Here is a 14,929-nt window from a genome sequence, read left to right as displayed (position 1 = left end):
TCACGCCCACATCTTTGAAACTTCTGAGTTACAAAACCTACATTCACCCAGGACAAGGAACGCCAGGGGAGGGGTACACACCAACCCATGCGATAAAAGACTGGTCTGCAAGAACCACTACTACTATTGAACTTTACGAAAAACGGCAAATATCTCTCTGTCGATTCGCAGAAATACTTGGCATTTCATTAGAGGAAGCAAAACAGTTTTTGAACGCGGAAAACATACCTCTTGATTTGGGTGTAGATACAGATGAGGAGTTACAGCAAGATATAGAAAATGCCTAACATTAACTTTGACTCAAACAAGTTAAATTCCATTATCAATAAAGCTTTTGATGTGGCCGTAGATGCACTTGCTGATTCATTTCAAAACGTGATCGCCTCCGACATCTGGAAATGGCCGCGTGAAACACTCCGCCAAAATGGTGACTTAGTGTCGTCTCCACGGGATATTTATGATACTGGTGAACTCTACGACTCTCTGGTAATTGCACGAAGCGCCAACGCCGCAGAGTACACTTGGGAATCTGACCATGCTGCGATCGCTCACGATGGCGCAACTACCAAAAACGGCACTGAATTACCTGCTAGACCTTGGACAAAAGTTGGGCTTGAAGAGTGCGACGCAGCAGGCATTATGCAGAAGCAGTTGAATAAACTTCTATGAGATACGAAACTGGAAGCAAGCAAGAATTACACCAAGCTTACGTGGCATGGCTCAGAGATAAGATAAAATCCCTTGAAAATCAAAAAGCAGAAATTGAAAAAGAACTCTATGAGCTACGAACTAAACTCCTAGAGAATGAAAATTATGTGCCAGAAAATTAACTTGCAAGACTTTCTAGACGCAGGATACAGGCAGTATAAAGAAGTAGGTTTTCGCCATGCCGACTTCTTACTACAAAAGCGAATTTATGACGTAATTGGTACAAAATACTTCTTAAATATCTACGCCTATAACTTAAAAGGCGAAGAGTTGTTTGAGGCTGAGGCGAGATTTAGCAAAAATCTCAAACTCTTTACAATTGGCGTTTCTGAGTTCCAATCAGTAGAGGAAATCGAAAAGATATTTGAGGATTTATGGGAGCGGATGTGCTTTGACTATCAAGAGAAGAGCGCACCTCCTGAAAAATTTTTCATCAACTGATTTAGTAGGCTTCAATATGCGCGTCCGAGGCTACATAGCTCATCGGAAGCACCCCAAGTCTTAAGTCCTCCGAAACAGCTTGAACGGTAATATCTCCACATTTGTTACCCCAAATTCTTCTTGCTTCTTTTAAAGCCGCTTCCTCAGAAAGTGCAATAAAATCACTGAACCAATAAGGGAACTTTGGGTGATGAAATTGAATTGTGTACTTTCGCTTTAATTTCATAACAGCAGATGATTGATATCCTTATTTTACGCAATGATGTATTACTAATATTAGAAAGTTTACTAGGAACTTACACCTTCCCAGACCGCTCCACAAGCCCTGCGATCGCCTGTCTCCCAGACCCAGAAAAGGGCTGGAATTACCCAGAGAACGGCACAAAGACTTCAGGGCTTGAAGTAGTAATTAAACGGCCATACCCTGATGTGGAAGCGAATATTGGGGGCGATCGCACTTTTACGAATACTTGGGAAATTCACCTCAAACAGTGGGATACAAACGCAAGTTTGGTTGACGTGATTAATAAGCTATCAGCAGAATTACCTGCCCAATATTTCATTGAGAGGGTAAGTCCGATGCCAGCGTCAGATAAGTTGCTAACAGTCGAACAATGCAAGCTCTTTATCACTGACTGGGCGTTGACATCTCCCTAATGTTGACCGGGGGAACTCTGACCACGGTTTAATCTCCGGAGATCAGAATGAGCAAGACTTTCCAGGTCGGCGCAGGCAACAAGGTAAAGCTGTATGTGGCACTTTTACCACTGGGCGATCGCACCGAACCAGAAGATGTGAGCATTACATCTGCCAGCGGCATCACCAGCGCAGCAACTAGTGTGACTGTGACTGCATTAACAGGGGCGATCGCTGGTGGCACCCCTTTGCTATTTGACAATGAAACAGACACACTACTTGTTTATCTAACCAAAGATGCCAAAGTAGGCGATACCACCCTTACAATTGAACCCGCTACATCTGCATTAACAGGTAGCTCCACTGCTGAATACGTGGCAAAATTACGGCTACTTGGTGGTACTCAATTAAATGCGAATATTAATAGCGATCGGACTGACGTACTCGTTTTTGAAGACCTTTTGGGTTATAAAGACGGCGCTGTAACTGGGCAATCTTGGGAACTGCCTTGGACTGCAAATTTGCTCTCAAGCGATGAAGCTTTCCGCCGAGTATTTTTTGCGGCTTCTCAAGCTGTATCCGGCAGAGAAGTTTATGTTTGGCAGGAAGATGCACCACCGGCGGGTTTTGCAGTGGGCGATGGCTTGAAGGGTGCGACCGTGGTAATGAATCTGCAAAAGAACCTGACATCGACAGCTATATTGACGCTTACTTGCGCCTTTCAAGGCCAAGGCTCACCAACAATTACCCGATATTCTTTGACTTAAATCAAATATTCAAAAACCTCAAATCTTTGCTATATCTAGATTTGAGGTTTTATTTTGTAGCATAATTATTAGTGCGATCGTAGCAGGTCCGATCGCACTATAAAGGCTACCTCTGCCGATACGCCTAAATATGCAGGGGAATTTTGAATGAGTACACCACTTGCCAAAAAACAATGGCTACCACCCCACCCAAAAATGATTCTCGCCTTGGCAAGGGATACTCGTATTTATTCGCCCTGCTTCTTATTGCCGTACTTGCTAGCCAGTTGGTAAATCTTCAATTAAAAACCAATCGAGCTGGGGAATTTGAATGGGCAGTTAGCACCCGCGAAATCAGTGTCCAAATCTTCTATCCGTGCGTTTTGTTAATCGCCGGAATTTTGGGTTTACCCACAGATGCGATCGCACTGGCTTTTGGACAATTTTTGACCAAGGGGCGCGACTGATGTGGCAACTACTTGGCTCACAAGACTACAGCGATGGATCAAGCAACTATTCAGGGGAAAGAAAAAGCGTCATAGTTCCCCAAAAATCCTCAAGCAGTGGTACGGAAAAGACTGCGCTATACTGCGAATTGAACGCGACACCCCAGGAGAAAGGGCAACCTATCGCATCGTTTCCACCCACGGACAATGCGACTACCTCATCACATTGGACTATCTCCGAGAATTCCATACAGAATTGGTTGGGACTTTCCAAGGAACCCCTATCCGCATACCAACGATGGAGTATCAACGCAATTCTGTACTCACGCATCGCTTTGCGGTCTGGCGTGTCTGGCGTAATGGCGCTAGTGATCCTTTGGGCGTTTGGGATGTTGACCTTGAAGGGAGTACCCAAAATTTTAGTCTTAGACAACTCGCACCCCGTCGAGCGATCGCTGATGTTGCCAAAATCCCCCTTTTAATAATTCACAGCAACAAAACCCTACTCCTTAACTGGCAATCTCAGATGGAGTGCGTGAATTGGCTCTTCTTTTTGGAAAAGCGGATTAGGGAGGAGTTGTCAAATCCAACTCACAATTTAAAGGCGATCAATGTTTTGCAGGAGGGTTCTGAATAATTTTTCATGAGGGGCGATCGCTGCAAAACCCCTTCTGAAGAACTTTTCAAAAGGGGTTTTATTGGTTCTATTTAGCTTTTAACTAATCGCCTATAGTCTTTCTGATTAAAATCGCTACCAGCAAGCCAGTCATCAAATAACCAGTGATAACCTCAATGGCTGCAAAAAATTTACCGGCAACAGACAATGCCTGAATTTCACTACCAAATGAAGTGAATGCCATGATCGAGAAGTAAAGACTATTCCAAAAGCCAGGTTTACTTAGAGAACCAGCAGAGAGCCAATATATCAGGCTAAACGAGATAACCATTGCCAAACAGCAAAAAAGGAACCTGCTGAACGAGCGCCCGTAGTCGCATGTTATATACAGAATTTTTGCCAGTATAGGGTGCTTACTTTTCAGGCTTTCGATTCTTTGCTGATTGGTTGCATACTCTTGCAATAGGGCAGATAAATTAAAGTCTATACTTCTGAGGCTAACCCCAGTAAAGCTAGTTTTGTTGTTAAACTCTACATGATCAATCAACACATCCTTCATCTTGGCATAGTCAAAGCAAGCGCCTTTAATGTTGGTTTCAGACAGATAGGAATCTGTTAGATCCGCATTTTTAAAATTGGTGTTTTCTAAATTTGCGCCATAGAAATCAACCTTGCTCAAATTCGCTTTGGTTAAATTCTCTTTGACTAGGGGTATTCCTCGAATATCTGTGTGTTCATAGTACTTGCCAACCATTCGATCTAACACGTCTCGCTTGAAACCATTTGTCTTCCAACGCGTCAGAATATTTTGTCCTGCTGGAGTAAACCATCTATTCCTGAGTTGTTCTTTACTCAGATTTACCATAGTTAGCAACTCTTGAGAGCCTGCGTCTAAGTTAACTCCTGGATTTATAAAAAATTCTGGAGTAATTTCTTGAGTTTGATTATGAGGTTGCATGGATAAACTAGACTAGTGCGATCACCTTACGTTCCAACCGTGCTAGGTTATCAAAACCCGTTACCAATTTTCATCGTTCTGAGAGCAATCTTAATGCGTAGGCGAAGCCCGCCGCAGGCATCGCTGTCCTTCAGTAAAGCGATCGCTTTCACCTCTCATCCTCAACTTTTCGTTCAACAACAGGACATAACCCGGCTTCTGTTCTCTTGCGATCGCGGCTAGTCTTTGTTTAATTCGTCAACAAGTTTGTCCGCTAGTTTGACGGCTTCCCCTGGCAACCATTCAATATTTCTGGGGTTGCCTTGGCTCACTAGTCCTGCAAGTATTTGTGAGGCAAAAAATTCGCGCTTAGTTAGCCCGCGAGATGTAATTGACGCTCCTTGAGGTAGTTCAGCATGAATTGGATAAGCCAACTCATTAGGATCTGTAGTCATATTTTTTTTGCAAAAGCAATACGTTAATCTTAGCCGAAGCGATCGCTTGGTATTGGCAGAGACGATCCGATGGAAACTGGATCTTGAAAAATTTTTCAGGGATTAGGCAGAAAAATTATGGGCTCCTAGAATTTTGCTAAGACCTCCTCTAAGGTTTTCTGCTTCTTTGCCAGCAAACTCCTGATTCGCTAACCAACAGCTTTTTTCTCCTCCTATTGTTGCTTGGAACCAGATTCTGACTCCGCTTTCTTTTTCAGGTCTCTTGGGATCTAGAATCAAAATTTGAGCTTCAAATTCAACGTAGGCGATCGCGTCAGTGTTGATTAGAATTCTATGCCCGTCTTTGTTGTTCGTTTCAATAAACATTGGCTTTAAAGTAACTGTCCGCACACAGTCTACTCGCTCTCACGCATTGCGTCACTTCCAGCAATCATCGCCGTAAAGAACCTTCCGACTGCCATCGGGGTAAAGGCGCACACACCACCCTTGTGTTCTAACTTGATATTCGCGGTAAGCTGTTACGATGGCAAATATGACAACTGTGCCCAACCCTGTAGCTATCAGAATTCGCTTCCAGCGAAAATTTTTCTTCATTGTTCTCTGTTAGAGTTGCCGCAATCGCCACTGTTTTTAACACTTACGGATCTGGTCAGCAAAGCGCATACCAAATCTTCATCTAATTTTCAGTGTCTTCTCTGTGAGAGTATTATGCGCCGAAGCCATAGAAAAGAGGAAGTGAAAATAATTACTCATTAAGTATGAATCTTGTTTGCATCAGTGGCATCTTTTCTGCTTTGGCGATCTCGCTTTTTGGTTTAACTGGTGTTGCTACAGCGCAAACTCCAAGCCAGCTTACTGGTGAACAAACTGCATTACCGCAGTGCTATATGCAAACCGCAGACGGCAAGACAATTGATTTAGGAAGTTTTTGTGGCGCTGTTGCACCGCCAAATTCATATCAGCAAAATAATTATGCTGGTAGTTACAGTGGTCATTCCAGTAGCTCTTATAGCGGAAATTGCCAATACTCTTGGCAAGTTGATTCATCAGGCAAGATATGCGGTGATCGCTCTACCAAAAGCCATCCTGGGGACAGCTACGGTGGTTATAACAGCAACTACATCCCCAGCTACACTCCTAGCTATAGTGGTTCCACTAGTGGAGTTTGCAACGTGCCTAGCGACATTGCTCGTGACGGCAGCCGCTGCGGTGGTCGAGCAGCTAGCGAAAGACGAGGGGGAAGGTGAACTAATGCTGTGAAAGGCGATCGCTCCTATAAAGCTTAGGCTGACCCCATGAAAAATTTTTCATGGGGTATGGGTATGAAAGGCGATCTCGCTCATTCTCTACCCTCAACTTTTGGGTTCATGAATGGATATTGTTTATTTAAATACAGTTTTACATACAGGGCACTGATGAGCCATTAACCCTAGAACTTGTGTTACTCTTATTAACTTTTTATTGTTGTCATAACAACCTGTGCAAAACCCTCCATCTCCATCTCCATCTTCTTTATAATAAAGTTTGTCTTTTAAAATTACTTTGCTAGCTGGGTTCTTTAACTTTTCTATTTCTTCTTCTAAAGTTTTTATTTTTTGTTTGTTACCAATACTTTCTTGAATTTGTTCTGCCAGTCTCATTTGAGTTTCTGCCAACTCTATACTAAGTTGACCAATAATTCTCATGAATTCGCCACGTTTTTGCGTGTCTTTTATTTCTTCAGCATATTGATTTAGTAATTTAATTCCATCTAAAGCTGATTTTCCTGCTGTTATTAGTTTTAATGCGTCCATAAATATATGCGGTTTTTGGAATCTGCTATCACTTTTAAAATGCTCAAGCGATCGCCCAACTTGAGTTTGCAATTCATCTCGCCGAACAATCAAACGAAGCCGCGTACTACGAAATTGACTCTACCGATGATGTATTTGGCAAGCTCTACCGCGTTTGGGGTGGTGAACAGGGCATTAACTTACTTGGCACTTTCTACCAGGCTCTAGATGGCTTTTGGGTATCGCAGCCATGCAACACAACAGTGCATGAACGCTGGGCGACTGACACCCAAGCAGTAAACGCAATTCTTGCAGCGTAAAATTCAATCCCCATCATCAACGAGCGCCCCTATGGCGCTCTTTCTTCATAAACACCAAAAACCCAACAATCATGTTTGATTCTGAACAACAGGCACACATTCGCACCGCCCTGCGCGATTCCAGAAGAGAAGGACTGATTAAATTCTTCGATGAATTCATCACCCTATTAGAGCAAGAGGGCTTTTCCTCCCAAGACTTACTGGAGGCGATCGCAGCCTGGATGTTCCGCCAAAGACCAAATCCTGAAGAGGTCATCAAGCACTTGGAAGATGCCGCAATGGAATTGTCACGCATCCCTAAAAATTAACAACTGGTATCTAACAACAAAACCTCCTGAATAATTTTTCAGGAGGTTTTGCTTTTGATTAGTTAGTGTGTGAGCTTGCTTCTCATGGCAACTTAGCACGATCAACAAACTCACCAGCAGCTAGCGAAAGCTCAAGCCTTTTCTTCCTAGCTTGATATTTGAGCCAACCCAAAATTTTTAATTCAACGTAATCGGCATTAACGTTATGCTGTTTGCATAATTTTTCTATGTAAGCGTTGTAAATCGCATTTATCCCAGGGTTGCTTACGAATAAATTCAACGCGTAGGTCAGCAAGTCTGATTCAGTAAAATTAATTTCTTGAGCTTTGGAGCAAGCTAGCTCGTAAATATTGGCTGGTATAAAACAAGGGAATTCAGTGGTATACCATCCTGGGTCTGCTGGCTTAGGAACAATCTGCCTACTGTAAATGGATTCATCAGTCAGGAATTGGGTTAGGGCAAATGTTGCTATCTGGGATTTAGAAAAGGATAATGCTGTACCCCTTAGCACTGCTTTGTTGTAAGCTTCTCTGGTGACAAAAATATTGCAAAGTTCTACCACATCGTCTCGAACCCTAACTACTTCTTGTCCGTTAATTTTTCCAAAATCTTCATGAGTTTCTAGAAAATGCTGTAGCTGTTCAATAGTCTTGGGTACAGGCATATCATTACCCCTCGTCGTTTTTTCGTTGGCGACGCAACTTTCGGAATATTTCTACCTTGTTACGGCTTTCCACTTCCGCATAAGCGCCGGTCTTGAGACAGTCAGCCGCCATAGAAGACATGGATTGATCAGTTTCCTTAGCCAATTCTTCTATCAAAAGCTTGAGGTCTTCTGAAATTGTTATCTCTATTTTTGGCATCTTTAGTCCTTGACTAAGCTTATCGTACCGCAGATTGACCCCCCAATTGTCCCCCAATTTATCTGGGGCGTGATAGGATAGTCCACAAAAGTTAAAGCGATCGCCCCGGCAAAGACGCGATCGCTTCCCACCCGAAGGCAGTTCCACCAAATAGCACTTGGAGGCAATTAACATCATGGACTTAAAGACGAGCGATCGCAACTGCACAAGCAATTGCTTAACACCCATTGACTACATTCGTGCCTACCAAGTACGAAATAACCTCTCACCTAGCGACACAGCTGGCGACTTGCTAATTAGCATCAGCCATTACTACAAGTTTTTCACAGATTCAATCCACAAGCGATCGCCTTCTCCTCACTGTTGCCGGATTGCACAGCTTTTGGAATTTATTAAACAGAACGGACTAGTACCACCGCCCCCTGTGTTCGAGGATTAACGAAATTTTCTCATAGAGATAGACCCGCCACGAGCGGGTTTTTTAATATCTAATTACTGAAACACAACTGAAACGCGTTTCAGTAACAACTGAATCAACACGTTCCATCCTTAACTTGCAAATATCACCTCAAATCACCTCATCAACCCCAAAAACATCATCAAAACCCACGAAATATAGAGGTTTTGAAGCATTGAATCTAAACAGTGAAACGCGATTGTTCCAGACCTTACATAAAGCGTGAAACAAATGAACAGTGAACAAGATTGAGATTTGGGATTTTTTTGATAATCGGTCGGGAGTCCGATCGCAATTCGACCCATATTTTTTAAGTCGCCATGAATGGGCCCAATGCATGGGAATTGGCCGCACAACGATTTGGAGATGGGAGGAAAAAATTATCCGCTTGGTAATCGCTATCCTCCAGGAATATCAGACCGGACACGATTACTTAGACAACTATCAGCGCTTCATTCTCGCCGCCATCTACGCCTTGAAAAACGGGTATGTAGAGTCAGGCAGAAAAATGAGCAATGACGATGTAAAAGCTTATTTACGCTCAAAGCGTAGTGAATTAACTAGAGAGCAATTTGAGAATTGGAGAATAGGAAATGGCGTTCACACGATCTGAATTATTTCAAAACTTTGAAGGTGAATACACCACTGAGCAAGTAATTCAGGCATTAACCCAACTTGCAGAAATTGATAAGCAAATAGACCCAAGTGCAGAATTATTCGATGAATCGATTGTTGAGCAATTGGAAGATATTTTTGGGATTATTCAAGATGCAGTTGACAAACAAAAGCTACTAGCTACAAGCGGATCTAGTCTCACGCCAGTTGAAGACTTGGCTGTTGAATTGGCAGGCGATCGCCTTGATATCCCCAAGGAAACTTTCAAGGGCTTTGTGGAGATTTTGGCAGGTAGAGCGATCGCTCAAGCCACCGTAATCCACCAATTCACCAATCAGCTATTCAAGGATGTTCAGGGCGAACTGCAAGCCCAGTCTCTTCAAGAAACAACCCAAGAGACAGCCGAACAAGTCGCCTTCATGATGCAGCTGATTCAAAACCCTGAAACTAGACAACGAATTGCTCAAGATTACGGATTAAAACAAAATCACCAAGTAGCTACTGAGCTTAAAACAGTTACCACAACTACCACTGATTTTGACCCTGATGCATTTCTGGCTGAGGTGTCAGACGAAAAAAAGTCGATTACACCTGGTTTGAAGATGACCATTCCAGACACGAAATCACTCGTCAAAACCCTGTTATCCCAGTCTTGCTCGACAAACTTGAACGTTCAAGCTTCATGAAGTATCTGCACAGAAACCCCATGACGGCGGTATTCTTCTTTGGGCTGTGCGTGTGCTTTGCACTGTCGTCGGGCAACTTGAAAAATCAGTGGGGAGCGATCGCCTCCCTCCAGCAACAATCCCAAGAAAATACTTCTAGGGAATGGAATCTCACTCTATCTCAGCAGCAGATAGACGCAAGCGCCAAGATTGCCGAGGCGCGATACGCCAAAGGGTGCAGGTTAGTAGTTTCTAAAAAATCCCCCGATAAATTTACCACCTTGACAGAAGGTAAACCAATTTTTGACCGCGTTCGCAACGCTCCCTTGCCCCTGGGGACGGTCGTTTGCGATGCCTACGGTAACACCGCTCGGATTGTCAAGGGTGAGGTAGTGGGGGAGATTGCTTTTACTGGAAATCAGACTGCGATCGACAAAGTAGTGAAACGTTCAAAAGCCAAGTACTCTTCACCCAATCTGTAAGCACTGAGCGGAGCCGAAGTGTAATGGAACAATTCATCAAAGAAGCAATTGGGCTAGGCTCTCCACAGCTTCAAATTGAGCCAGAATCTAAACCAGATCCAAAACCAACAGTTACTATTTACGATTTTGGACGCTTGCTAAACGACAATGAGCCAAACAAGAAGAAATGATAGAGGCACAGATACCCGCACCTTCATCAGAGTTCTGTACTGGGCAGCAGTAATCTGCGGGATTTGGTTCGCCTATTTGAACATCCAACCCTATGCCACTGCTGTGAAGATGATTATTAGTGGTGCAGCTGCTGACACTGCCCTACTTCAATTGATTTACTCCATACCCTTAATTGGCCCCATCGCCGCCACTGTTGGTACAGCGCTGCACTGGTTGGTGGGCTTGGTGATTTGGGTAGTGGTGCAAACCGTTGAAGTTTTTCCGATTATCTTGAAACGCGATCGCGCCTTCATGAGAACACTAATAACCAATGCCCAATCTGCTGATAAATTCGAGATTCGAGAAAACGACGACCCGGCACTAGCGGCACTAAAACGTTGGTACAACGCCTTCCCCACCTTGACCATGACCACAGCGCGGAATTTGGCGCTATTTGTTTACGCGATCGACTTCTGCTTTTGTGCTTTGGTTTATCCCCCCTGTCAAGGTGGATTTGGGCAATTGATGTTCATCTTAGCTTCGGGTCAGTGGGGTCAAATCGACTGGAAGAATGTCACTTTGCTTATCGTGACATTATTTGCAATTGAAGCAATTATTCACCTTATTTTCTGGCTGGGAGAAATCGCCTACTTCATGAGAGCATCGCATTCGAGATGAGCAAGAAAGCGGAAAACGCGGACTTGGGGTCTCCCCAAGTGGAGCGATTTTTCAAGACAGACACAGTTTATTTAATCCATGCCAAGGGAACAATTCGCTACAAAATCGGCTACACCAACAGACCTTTTGAGCAGCGACTTGCAGAATTAAGCAGTGGTCAAAGTCCTTACCCACTGATAGCTATAAAAACAATTTTGGTAGAAGATGCCCACACGATTGAGCTGGGACTACACCACAAATTTTCTTCATTTCGCTATTACGGCGAATGGTTTGAATTCACTAATCACCAACTCAAGGAAGTGTGCAAAGCAATGGATAAAGCGACTAGACATCAAGGCAGGGGACTCTCTTTTTTGCTGATGATAGCGGGATTGATAACTCTGTTATGCCCGCTATTCCTGAAACAGTGTCAGCAACCGCAATTCAAAGCTACTCCAGCAATTCAACGCACAAAGTAATGTCCGCGTTCAACCCCAACTCGCGCCAATTAACACCCCAAGAGTGGCAAGCGATCGCAAGCGATTCAATTGAGGACAATGGCTCTCAATACTTGATTATTGGTGGCATAGTGTTGGGACTTTTTGCTGCTTCTGCTACTGGCTTCCCTCCCACGGGGTTACTCGTCGCCGGCTGGGGATTCTACAGCGCATGGCAAAGAACAAAACAAGCCAACCGCAATGAGGTGGCAATCAATAATTACAAATGCGTAGCCCATATCCTTGAGGGGGATAACTTTCGTGATTTCCGTAGCCAAGTAGGGGATGCTGAGGTAGTGAAACAAATCCAATGGGCTACAGAGCGCGGGTATAAGTTGAGCAATGATGCACTTGATTTTCTTGAAATACGAGAAGACGAAGCGAGTTCCCGCCCCATTTCTCTTCCTGCCCCTCCCGCCTCTATCCCATCTCCAACAACAACCCAAACCCAAACACTTACAGCGACCAGTTACTACACCCCTCCTAGCCGCCAAGAATTTGATGTGATGGGGGAGATGGTAGGTAAAAGAATTAAGAATCAGCTAATAGTAGGCATCCAGGGCGCAGGTAAAGGCATTGTAATTAGCAATGCACTAGAAGCGGTAAAGCAATACCATCCCGGTCGCAAGATATTTGTAATCGATCCTAAAGGCAAAGCGGAGGAATCAGGCTACTGGGAGGGACGCGCTGATTATTTGGAAAGAGCAAAAATTATAGAGATGGAACCACATGAGGTTGTCAAGTGGATTAAGGAATGCTTTGACAAATATATGAAAGTTCCAGGAGAATGCTTGCTTTTTCTTGATGAAGGTACGGCAGTCGCATCTTCTTTTAAATCCGTTAGAGGCGCGATGCCCTGGCTGAAATCCAAAGTTGCTCACTTTGTAAGTCTGGGGGACGGAGATGGCAAAAATTTCTGGATGGCAGTTCAAAACGGTGACACTTCAGATTTGGGCATAAGCGGGGGAATGCGTAGCCAACTAAACCCTTATGTGATTATCAACCCTGAACAAATGAGCGCCTATGAATCGGTTATAAATCTGGAATTATTGCCAAAGGATAAAAAACCTAGTGGAGACGCAATCAAGGACATAGCCAAAGAATCCCCTGTGGGACGCGCTCTCTATCACGGAGCAGTCAATGAATGGATACCAATGCAAAGAATGGAAAATTATTCAGGCTTTGACCGCGATTCCCGCACCTTTATCAATCCTGCGAAGAACCACCAGACTGAGTTACTAATCCAGAAGTTGCAGCAAAGTAATAAAAATTCCCTTGATAGCTTTATTGTTGAGGATTTGGGCATCGCTGGGGAGAAAAAGGAGCAGGTGAAGCAGGGGATCAAAGAAGCGATCGCCCTTCATAACCGCAACGACTTGCTGCAAAAGTTCCAACGTTGAAAAATTTTTCATGCTTGAAATTAGCGCAAAATTAGCTCAGTATTTTTTATTGCACTTCAAAACTCTTGCTTAACAAAGCTTCCAGCTATTACCACTACTGCCTTACAAGCAGGATGTCATCAGTTCGAGTCTGGTACTGCCCATTCAGTAAATAAAGGCTAGAGACAGCTTAGATGCGGTTTCTAGCCTTTTTTAAATGGATTCACAATCTCTAATTTATCAGCGACTACTAACCCATCTTGCATATCTTCAGAATAGAGAATACTTGCTCTTGCGGATAGCGCACAAGAATAATTAGACTATCCCAAAAAGAAAAATTATATCGACTGCGGATATCTGATGCAGATTCAAAAATAGTCAGATTGGACTCTACCACAGTACAGCGGCGATAAAGCGACTGAATCACAACTTTAATTTGCTCTTCGTTAAAGACTGCTTTTTTGAGCAAATTGGCAGCAACCTCATTCACAACCTGTGTACTAATGATGATTCCTTCAGCTTCTGTAATTGCAATAGCAATATTACGCTTTCTTGTTCTTTCTGCAACCTCCATTTTGTTATCGTCAAATAAACGATAAAGCCAAACATTCGTATCAATAAAAAATGCACCAGAACTCATAATTATTGGTTATAAATTTCCTCACGTCTGAATACACCATCGACTTGAATAGGATTTTCTGTTAATTCATCAATTATGTCTCTTTTTTTAGATGATTTTTTCGTCATCAAAACGATTACTTTAATATCATCTCCTTCACCAAGTTCTTGTTTGTACTCATCAGGAATATGAATTAAACCATTTTGAATCTTTGCTTGAAACTCAATCGCATTTAGCATCTTTAACCTCTCTTATATCTATGGGGCTTCATTTATTATGAGCGATACCTACGGCGGGCTGCGCCAACGCACCAGTAAGATAGTCCACTTGGGCAAAAGATTTTTGATTGCTCAAACAATTAATCACTAGTTAATATTGAGGCAAGAAGGTCAGGATGAGACAGGTGTGGGCAATGTCCAGAAGGTAGTTCAATAGCATCGACTCCTAAACGCTTGCGTGCGGCGTAGCGTGACCATGTAGGAGACAATATTCGGTCATTGGTACAAACAATATATTTACGTTCAACATTTGGCAAAGCTTTTAGAGGATTGGTTTCAAAAATATATGCCATAGATTGTTGCGAACGACTTTTCGAGATTGCCCACTGTGCTACATCTGGTTGACAATCATGAAAGAAAAATTCCCTTAATACTGCTTCGTCTGAATAATCTTTGCCTACGGAAGCTGGTTCATACATATCAGGCTCATCGTAGAACTGTTGGAGTTTACTTGGGTCTTTTGGCTGGTAATTGAATGATTTGAGCGTATCAGAATCAAGACGATGAGAAAACTGGTCGAGTGTACTGACTCCAGGATATGGAAGTAGCGCCGCCACAAACACTAGTTGACGCACTTTTACCGCTTCTGCAACCAAGGGAATGATAGTACCAGCCATTGAGTGACCGACTAGCACAATATCATCATCAGTTTTTGGCAGCGCTTGAATTACTACATCTGCAAATTGGGACAAAGTAGCAGATGCATTTTCAATTGGTAAATCCATTGCTACAGCTTTATGACTTTGTGCTTCTAAGTAGGGAATTAGCAAATCCCAACACCAAGTAGCTTGGAAAGCACCGTGAACTAGACAATATAGACTCATATCAATTGAATAGTGGTAATGGTGGACGAGTTTTTTAAGTTCTCTTATTTTTTAGCAA

30 protein-coding genes are annotated in these 14,929 nt (G+C 43.2%); 19 read left to right on the top strand and 11 right to left on the bottom strand.

Going from position 1 to position 14,929, the window contains the following annotated elements; genetic code table 11:
• The first annotated feature begins 14 nt into the window (after positions 1 to 14).
• Genes HWQ42_RS01720 through HWQ42_RS01705 form a run of 4 tightly spaced genes read left to right on the top strand, consistent with a single transcriptional unit; the run spans position 15 to position 1,149 of the window.
• A complete protein-coding gene (locus tag HWQ42_RS01720) occupies positions 15 to 287 on the top strand; it encodes a UPF0175 family protein (protein WP_292808762.1) in 273 nt (90 codons plus the stop codon).
• Positions 280 to 669: a hypothetical protein gene (locus HWQ42_RS01715; protein WP_292808761.1), complete on the top strand. Its 390-nt coding sequence runs from the start codon at positions 280 to 282 to the stop codon at positions 667 to 669. Before HWQ42_RS01720 ends, HWQ42_RS01715 begins: the two co-directional genes overlap by 8 nt.
• Positions 666 to 830 carry a hypothetical protein gene (locus HWQ42_RS01710; protein WP_292808760.1) on the top strand — a complete coding sequence of 55 codons (165 nt, stop codon included), beginning with the start codon at positions 666 to 668 and terminating at the stop codon, positions 828 to 830. The genes HWQ42_RS01715 and HWQ42_RS01710 overlap by 4 nt, the downstream gene beginning before the upstream one ends.
• Positions 814 to 1,149, top strand: coding sequence for a hypothetical protein (locus tag HWQ42_RS01705; protein ID WP_292808758.1), 336 nt, complete (start codon positions 814 to 816; stop codon positions 1,147 to 1,149). The genes HWQ42_RS01710 and HWQ42_RS01705 overlap by 17 nt, the downstream gene beginning before the upstream one ends.
• Position 1,150: 1 nt before the next feature.
• Here the strand turns inward: HWQ42_RS01705 and HWQ42_RS01700 are convergent, their stop codons facing one another.
• On the bottom strand, positions 1,151 to 1,375 hold the full coding sequence (locus HWQ42_RS01700; RefSeq protein WP_292808756.1) for a hypothetical protein: 225 nt from the start codon (positions 1,373 to 1,375) through the stop codon (positions 1,151 to 1,153).
• 8 nt (positions 1,376 to 1,383) lie between these two features.
• Between HWQ42_RS01700 and HWQ42_RS01695 the strand changes: the two genes are divergently transcribed.
• From HWQ42_RS01695 to HWQ42_RS01680, 4 genes are all read left to right on the top strand, one after another.
• Positions 1,384 to 1,806, top strand: a complete 423-nt coding sequence (locus HWQ42_RS01695; protein ID WP_292808754.1) for a hypothetical protein — start codon at positions 1,384 to 1,386, stop codon at positions 1,804 to 1,806.
• Between the two features lie 47 nt (positions 1,807 to 1,853).
• Positions 1,854 to 2,552: a hypothetical protein gene (locus tag HWQ42_RS01690; protein ID WP_292808752.1), complete on the top strand. Its 699-nt coding sequence runs from the start codon at positions 1,854 to 1,856 to the stop codon at positions 2,550 to 2,552.
• 173 nt (positions 2,553 to 2,725) lie between these two features.
• On the top strand, positions 2,726 to 2,998 hold the full coding sequence (locus HWQ42_RS01685) for a hypothetical protein (RefSeq protein ID WP_292808750.1): 273 nt from the start codon (positions 2,726 to 2,728) through the stop codon (positions 2,996 to 2,998).
• Between the two features lies 1 nt (position 2,999).
• Positions 3,000 to 3,614 (top strand): hypothetical protein, encoded by a 615-nt coding sequence (locus HWQ42_RS01680; protein WP_292808748.1) that lies wholly within the window; start codon positions 3,000 to 3,002, stop codon positions 3,612 to 3,614.
• Positions 3,615 to 3,696: 82 nt separating this feature from the next.
• Here the strand turns inward: HWQ42_RS01680 and HWQ42_RS01675 are convergent, their stop codons facing one another.
• Complete coding sequence (locus HWQ42_RS01675; RefSeq protein ID WP_292808746.1) at positions 3,697 to 4,551, bottom strand: pentapeptide repeat-containing protein; 855 nt, start codon at positions 4,549 to 4,551, stop codon at positions 3,697 to 3,699.
• Positions 4,552 to 4,644: 93 nt separating this feature from the next.
• Between HWQ42_RS01675 and HWQ42_RS01670 the strand changes: the two genes are divergently transcribed.
• Positions 4,645 to 4,773: a hypothetical protein gene (locus HWQ42_RS01670; protein ID WP_292808744.1), complete on the top strand. Its 129-nt coding sequence runs from the start codon at positions 4,645 to 4,647 to the stop codon at positions 4,771 to 4,773.
• On the opposite strand, the gene HWQ42_RS01665 is transcribed toward HWQ42_RS01670, so the two are convergent.
• From HWQ42_RS01665 to HWQ42_RS01655, 3 genes are all read right to left on the bottom strand, one after another.
• Positions 4,770 to 4,985 (bottom strand): hypothetical protein, encoded by a 216-nt coding sequence (locus tag HWQ42_RS01665; protein WP_292808742.1) that lies wholly within the window; start codon positions 4,983 to 4,985, stop codon positions 4,770 to 4,772. The two genes, HWQ42_RS01670 and HWQ42_RS01665, sit on opposite strands and share 4 nt — an antisense overlap.
• Positions 4,986 to 5,087: 102 nt before the next feature.
• On the bottom strand, positions 5,088 to 5,351 hold the full coding sequence (locus tag HWQ42_RS01660; RefSeq protein WP_292808740.1) for a hypothetical protein: 264 nt from the start codon (positions 5,349 to 5,351) through the stop codon (positions 5,088 to 5,090).
• Positions 5,352 to 5,402: 51 nt separating this feature from the next.
• Complete coding sequence (locus HWQ42_RS01655; protein ID WP_292808738.1) at positions 5,403 to 5,579, bottom strand: hypothetical protein; 177 nt, start codon at positions 5,577 to 5,579, stop codon at positions 5,403 to 5,405.
• A gap of 164 nt (positions 5,580 to 5,743) precedes the next feature.
• Here HWQ42_RS01655 and HWQ42_RS01650 point away from each other — a divergent pair, with 164 nt between their 5' ends.
• Entirely contained in the window at positions 5,744 to 6,232 is a 489-nt protein-coding gene (locus HWQ42_RS01650) for a hypothetical protein (protein ID WP_292808736.1), read from the top strand.
• A gap of 135 nt (positions 6,233 to 6,367) precedes the next feature.
• Here the strand turns inward: HWQ42_RS01650 and HWQ42_RS01645 are convergent, their stop codons facing one another.
• Positions 6,368 to 6,850 carry a hypothetical protein gene (locus tag HWQ42_RS01645; RefSeq protein ID WP_292808734.1) on the bottom strand — a complete coding sequence of 161 codons (483 nt, stop codon included), beginning with the start codon at positions 6,848 to 6,850 and terminating at the stop codon, positions 6,368 to 6,370.
• A gap of 298 nt (positions 6,851 to 7,148) precedes the next feature.
• On the opposite strand from HWQ42_RS01645, the gene HWQ42_RS01640 reads away from it, so the two are divergent.
• The gene (locus HWQ42_RS01640) at positions 7,149 to 7,385 is read left to right on the top strand and encodes a hypothetical protein (protein ID WP_292808732.1); all 237 of its coding nucleotides are present in this window, start codon (positions 7,149 to 7,151) and stop codon (positions 7,383 to 7,385) included.
• Between the two features lie 82 nt (positions 7,386 to 7,467).
• On the opposite strand, the gene HWQ42_RS01635 is transcribed toward HWQ42_RS01640, so the two are convergent.
• Positions 7,468 to 8,049 carry a hypothetical protein gene (locus tag HWQ42_RS01635; protein WP_292808730.1) on the bottom strand — a complete coding sequence of 194 codons (582 nt, stop codon included), beginning with the start codon at positions 8,047 to 8,049 and terminating at the stop codon, positions 7,468 to 7,470.
• Between the two features lie 4 nt (positions 8,050 to 8,053).
• The gene (locus HWQ42_RS01630; RefSeq protein ID WP_292808728.1) at positions 8,054 to 8,425 is read right to left on the bottom strand and encodes a hypothetical protein; all 372 of its coding nucleotides are present in this window, start codon (positions 8,423 to 8,425) and stop codon (positions 8,054 to 8,056) included.
• Here HWQ42_RS01630 and HWQ42_RS01625 point away from each other — a divergent pair.
• The 8 genes from HWQ42_RS01625 to HWQ42_RS01590 all read left to right on the top strand — a co-directional run bounded on the left by HWQ42_RS01625 (position 8,424) and on the right by HWQ42_RS01590 (position 13,171).
• Complete coding sequence (locus HWQ42_RS01625; protein ID WP_292808726.1) at positions 8,424 to 8,687, top strand: hypothetical protein; 264 nt, start codon at positions 8,424 to 8,426, stop codon at positions 8,685 to 8,687. The genes HWQ42_RS01630 and HWQ42_RS01625 overlap by 2 nt on opposite strands.
• Positions 8,688 to 8,943: 256 nt before the next feature.
• A complete protein-coding gene (locus tag HWQ42_RS01620) occupies positions 8,944 to 9,318 on the top strand; it encodes a hypothetical protein (RefSeq protein ID WP_292808724.1) in 375 nt (124 codons plus the stop codon).
• Entirely contained in the window at positions 9,299 to 10,006 is a 708-nt protein-coding gene (locus HWQ42_RS01615; protein WP_292808722.1) for a hypothetical protein, read from the top strand. The genes HWQ42_RS01620 and HWQ42_RS01615 overlap by 20 nt, the downstream gene beginning before the upstream one ends.
• Positions 10,007 to 10,026: 20 nt before the next feature.
• Positions 10,027 to 10,467 carry a hypothetical protein gene (locus HWQ42_RS01610; RefSeq protein WP_292808720.1) on the top strand — a complete coding sequence of 147 codons (441 nt, stop codon included), beginning with the start codon at positions 10,027 to 10,029 and terminating at the stop codon, positions 10,465 to 10,467.
• Between the two features lie 23 nt (positions 10,468 to 10,490).
• Complete coding sequence (locus tag HWQ42_RS01605; RefSeq protein WP_292808718.1) at positions 10,491 to 10,637, top strand: hypothetical protein; 147 nt, start codon at positions 10,491 to 10,493, stop codon at positions 10,635 to 10,637.
• Positions 10,615 to 11,295 (top strand): hypothetical protein, encoded by a 681-nt coding sequence (locus HWQ42_RS01600; protein WP_292808717.1) that lies wholly within the window; start codon positions 10,615 to 10,617, stop codon positions 11,293 to 11,295. Before HWQ42_RS01605 ends, HWQ42_RS01600 begins: the two co-directional genes overlap by 23 nt.
• Before the next feature lie 23 nt (positions 11,296 to 11,318).
• On the top strand, positions 11,319 to 11,753 hold the full coding sequence (locus HWQ42_RS01595; protein ID WP_292808715.1) for a GIY-YIG nuclease family protein: 435 nt from the start codon (positions 11,319 to 11,321) through the stop codon (positions 11,751 to 11,753).
• Entirely contained in the window at positions 11,753 to 13,171 is a 1,419-nt protein-coding gene (locus HWQ42_RS01590) for a hypothetical protein (protein ID WP_292808713.1), read from the top strand. Before HWQ42_RS01595 ends, HWQ42_RS01590 begins: the two co-directional genes overlap by 1 nt.
• Before the next feature lie 229 nt (positions 13,172 to 13,400).
• On the opposite strand, the gene HWQ42_RS01585 is transcribed toward HWQ42_RS01590, so the two are convergent.
• From HWQ42_RS01585 to HWQ42_RS01575, 3 genes are all read right to left on the bottom strand, one after another.
• Positions 13,401 to 13,790, bottom strand: a complete 390-nt coding sequence (locus HWQ42_RS01585; RefSeq protein WP_292808711.1) for a PIN domain-containing protein — start codon at positions 13,788 to 13,790, stop codon at positions 13,401 to 13,403.
• A 2-nt stretch (positions 13,791 to 13,792) separates the two neighbouring features.
• A complete protein-coding gene (locus tag HWQ42_RS01580; protein WP_292808709.1) occupies positions 13,793 to 14,008 on the bottom strand; it encodes a hypothetical protein in 216 nt (71 codons plus the stop codon).
• Between the two features lie 119 nt (positions 14,009 to 14,127).
• Positions 14,128 to 14,871: an alpha/beta hydrolase gene (locus tag HWQ42_RS01575; protein WP_292808707.1), complete on the bottom strand. Its 744-nt coding sequence runs from the start codon at positions 14,869 to 14,871 to the stop codon at positions 14,128 to 14,130.
• Positions 14,872 to 14,929 lie beyond the last annotated feature (58 nt).

Origin of the sequence: Nostoc sp. JL23, assembly GCF_017115065.1 — a bacterium.
Taxonomy (GTDB): domain Bacteria; phylum Cyanobacteriota; class Cyanobacteriia; order Cyanobacteriales; family Nostocaceae; genus Nostoc; species Nostoc punctiforme_A.
This window is presented reverse-complemented; position numbering and strand designations above follow the sequence as displayed.

What these genes read in the sequence shown, in the direction of transcription:
- HWQ42_RS01675 (WP_292808746.1), bottom strand. Translation starts at nt 4,551, where the DNA reads ATGCAACCTCATAATCAAACTCAAGAAATTACTCCAGAATTTTTTATA.
- HWQ42_RS01685 (WP_292808750.1), top strand. Translation starts at nt 2,726, where the DNA reads ATGGCTACCACCCCACCCAAAAATGATTCTCGCCTTGGCAAGGGATAC.
- HWQ42_RS01580 (WP_292808709.1), bottom strand. Translation starts at nt 14,008, where the DNA reads ATGCTAAATGCGATTGAGTTTCAAGCAAAGATTCAAAATGGTTTAATT.
- HWQ42_RS01670 (WP_292808744.1), top strand. Translation starts at nt 4,645, where the DNA reads ATGCGTAGGCGAAGCCCGCCGCAGGCATCGCTGTCCTTCAGTAAAGCG.
- HWQ42_RS01660 (WP_292808740.1), bottom strand. Translation starts at nt 5,351, where the DNA reads ATGTTTATTGAAACGAACAACAAAGACGGGCATAGAATTCTAATCAAC.
- HWQ42_RS01705 (WP_292808758.1), top strand. Translation starts at nt 814, where the DNA reads ATGTGCCAGAAAATTAACTTGCAAGACTTTCTAGACGCAGGATACAGG.
- HWQ42_RS01615 (WP_292808722.1), top strand. Translation starts at nt 9,299, where the DNA reads ATGGCGTTCACACGATCTGAATTATTTCAAAACTTTGAAGGTGAATAC.
- HWQ42_RS01635 (WP_292808730.1), bottom strand. Translation starts at nt 8,049, where the DNA reads ATGCCTGTACCCAAGACTATTGAACAGCTACAGCATTTTCTAGAAACT.
- HWQ42_RS01665 (WP_292808742.1), bottom strand. Translation starts at nt 4,985, where the DNA reads ATGACTACAGATCCTAATGAGTTGGCTTATCCAATTCATGCTGAACTA.
- HWQ42_RS01690 (WP_292808752.1), top strand. Translation starts at nt 1,854, where the DNA reads ATGAGCAAGACTTTCCAGGTCGGCGCAGGCAACAAGGTAAAGCTGTAT.
- HWQ42_RS01590 (WP_292808713.1), top strand. Translation starts at nt 11,753, where the DNA reads ATGTCCGCGTTCAACCCCAACTCGCGCCAATTAACACCCCAAGAGTGG.
- HWQ42_RS01650 (WP_292808736.1), top strand. Translation starts at nt 5,744, where the DNA reads ATGAATCTTGTTTGCATCAGTGGCATCTTTTCTGCTTTGGCGATCTCG.
- HWQ42_RS01605 (WP_292808718.1), top strand. Translation starts at nt 10,491, where the DNA reads ATGGAACAATTCATCAAAGAAGCAATTGGGCTAGGCTCTCCACAGCTT.
- HWQ42_RS01655 (WP_292808738.1), bottom strand. Translation starts at nt 5,579, where the DNA reads ATGAAGAAAAATTTTCGCTGGAAGCGAATTCTGATAGCTACAGGGTTG.
- HWQ42_RS01625 (WP_292808726.1), top strand. Translation starts at nt 8,424, where the DNA reads ATGGACTTAAAGACGAGCGATCGCAACTGCACAAGCAATTGCTTAACA.
- HWQ42_RS01700 (WP_292808756.1), bottom strand. Translation starts at nt 1,375, where the DNA reads ATGAAATTAAAGCGAAAGTACACAATTCAATTTCATCACCCAAAGTTC.
- HWQ42_RS01715 (WP_292808761.1), top strand. Translation starts at nt 280, where the DNA reads ATGCCTAACATTAACTTTGACTCAAACAAGTTAAATTCCATTATCAAT.
- HWQ42_RS01610 (WP_292808720.1), top strand. Translation starts at nt 10,027, where the DNA reads ATGACGGCGGTATTCTTCTTTGGGCTGTGCGTGTGCTTTGCACTGTCG.
- HWQ42_RS01695 (WP_292808754.1), top strand. Translation starts at nt 1,384, where the DNA reads ATGATTGATATCCTTATTTTACGCAATGATGTATTACTAATATTAGAA.
- HWQ42_RS01585 (WP_292808711.1), bottom strand. Translation starts at nt 13,790, where the DNA reads ATGAGTTCTGGTGCATTTTTTATTGATACGAATGTTTGGCTTTATCGT.
- HWQ42_RS01710 (WP_292808760.1), top strand. Translation starts at nt 666, where the DNA reads ATGAGATACGAAACTGGAAGCAAGCAAGAATTACACCAAGCTTACGTG.
- HWQ42_RS01630 (WP_292808728.1), bottom strand. Translation starts at nt 8,425, where the DNA reads ATGATGTTAATTGCCTCCAAGTGCTATTTGGTGGAACTGCCTTCGGGT.
- HWQ42_RS01640 (WP_292808732.1), top strand. Translation starts at nt 7,149, where the DNA reads ATGTTTGATTCTGAACAACAGGCACACATTCGCACCGCCCTGCGCGAT.
- HWQ42_RS01600 (WP_292808717.1), top strand. Translation starts at nt 10,615, where the DNA reads ATGAGCCAAACAAGAAGAAATGATAGAGGCACAGATACCCGCACCTTC.
- HWQ42_RS01575 (WP_292808707.1), bottom strand. Translation starts at nt 14,871, where the DNA reads ATGAGTCTATATTGTCTAGTTCACGGTGCTTTCCAAGCTACTTGGTGT.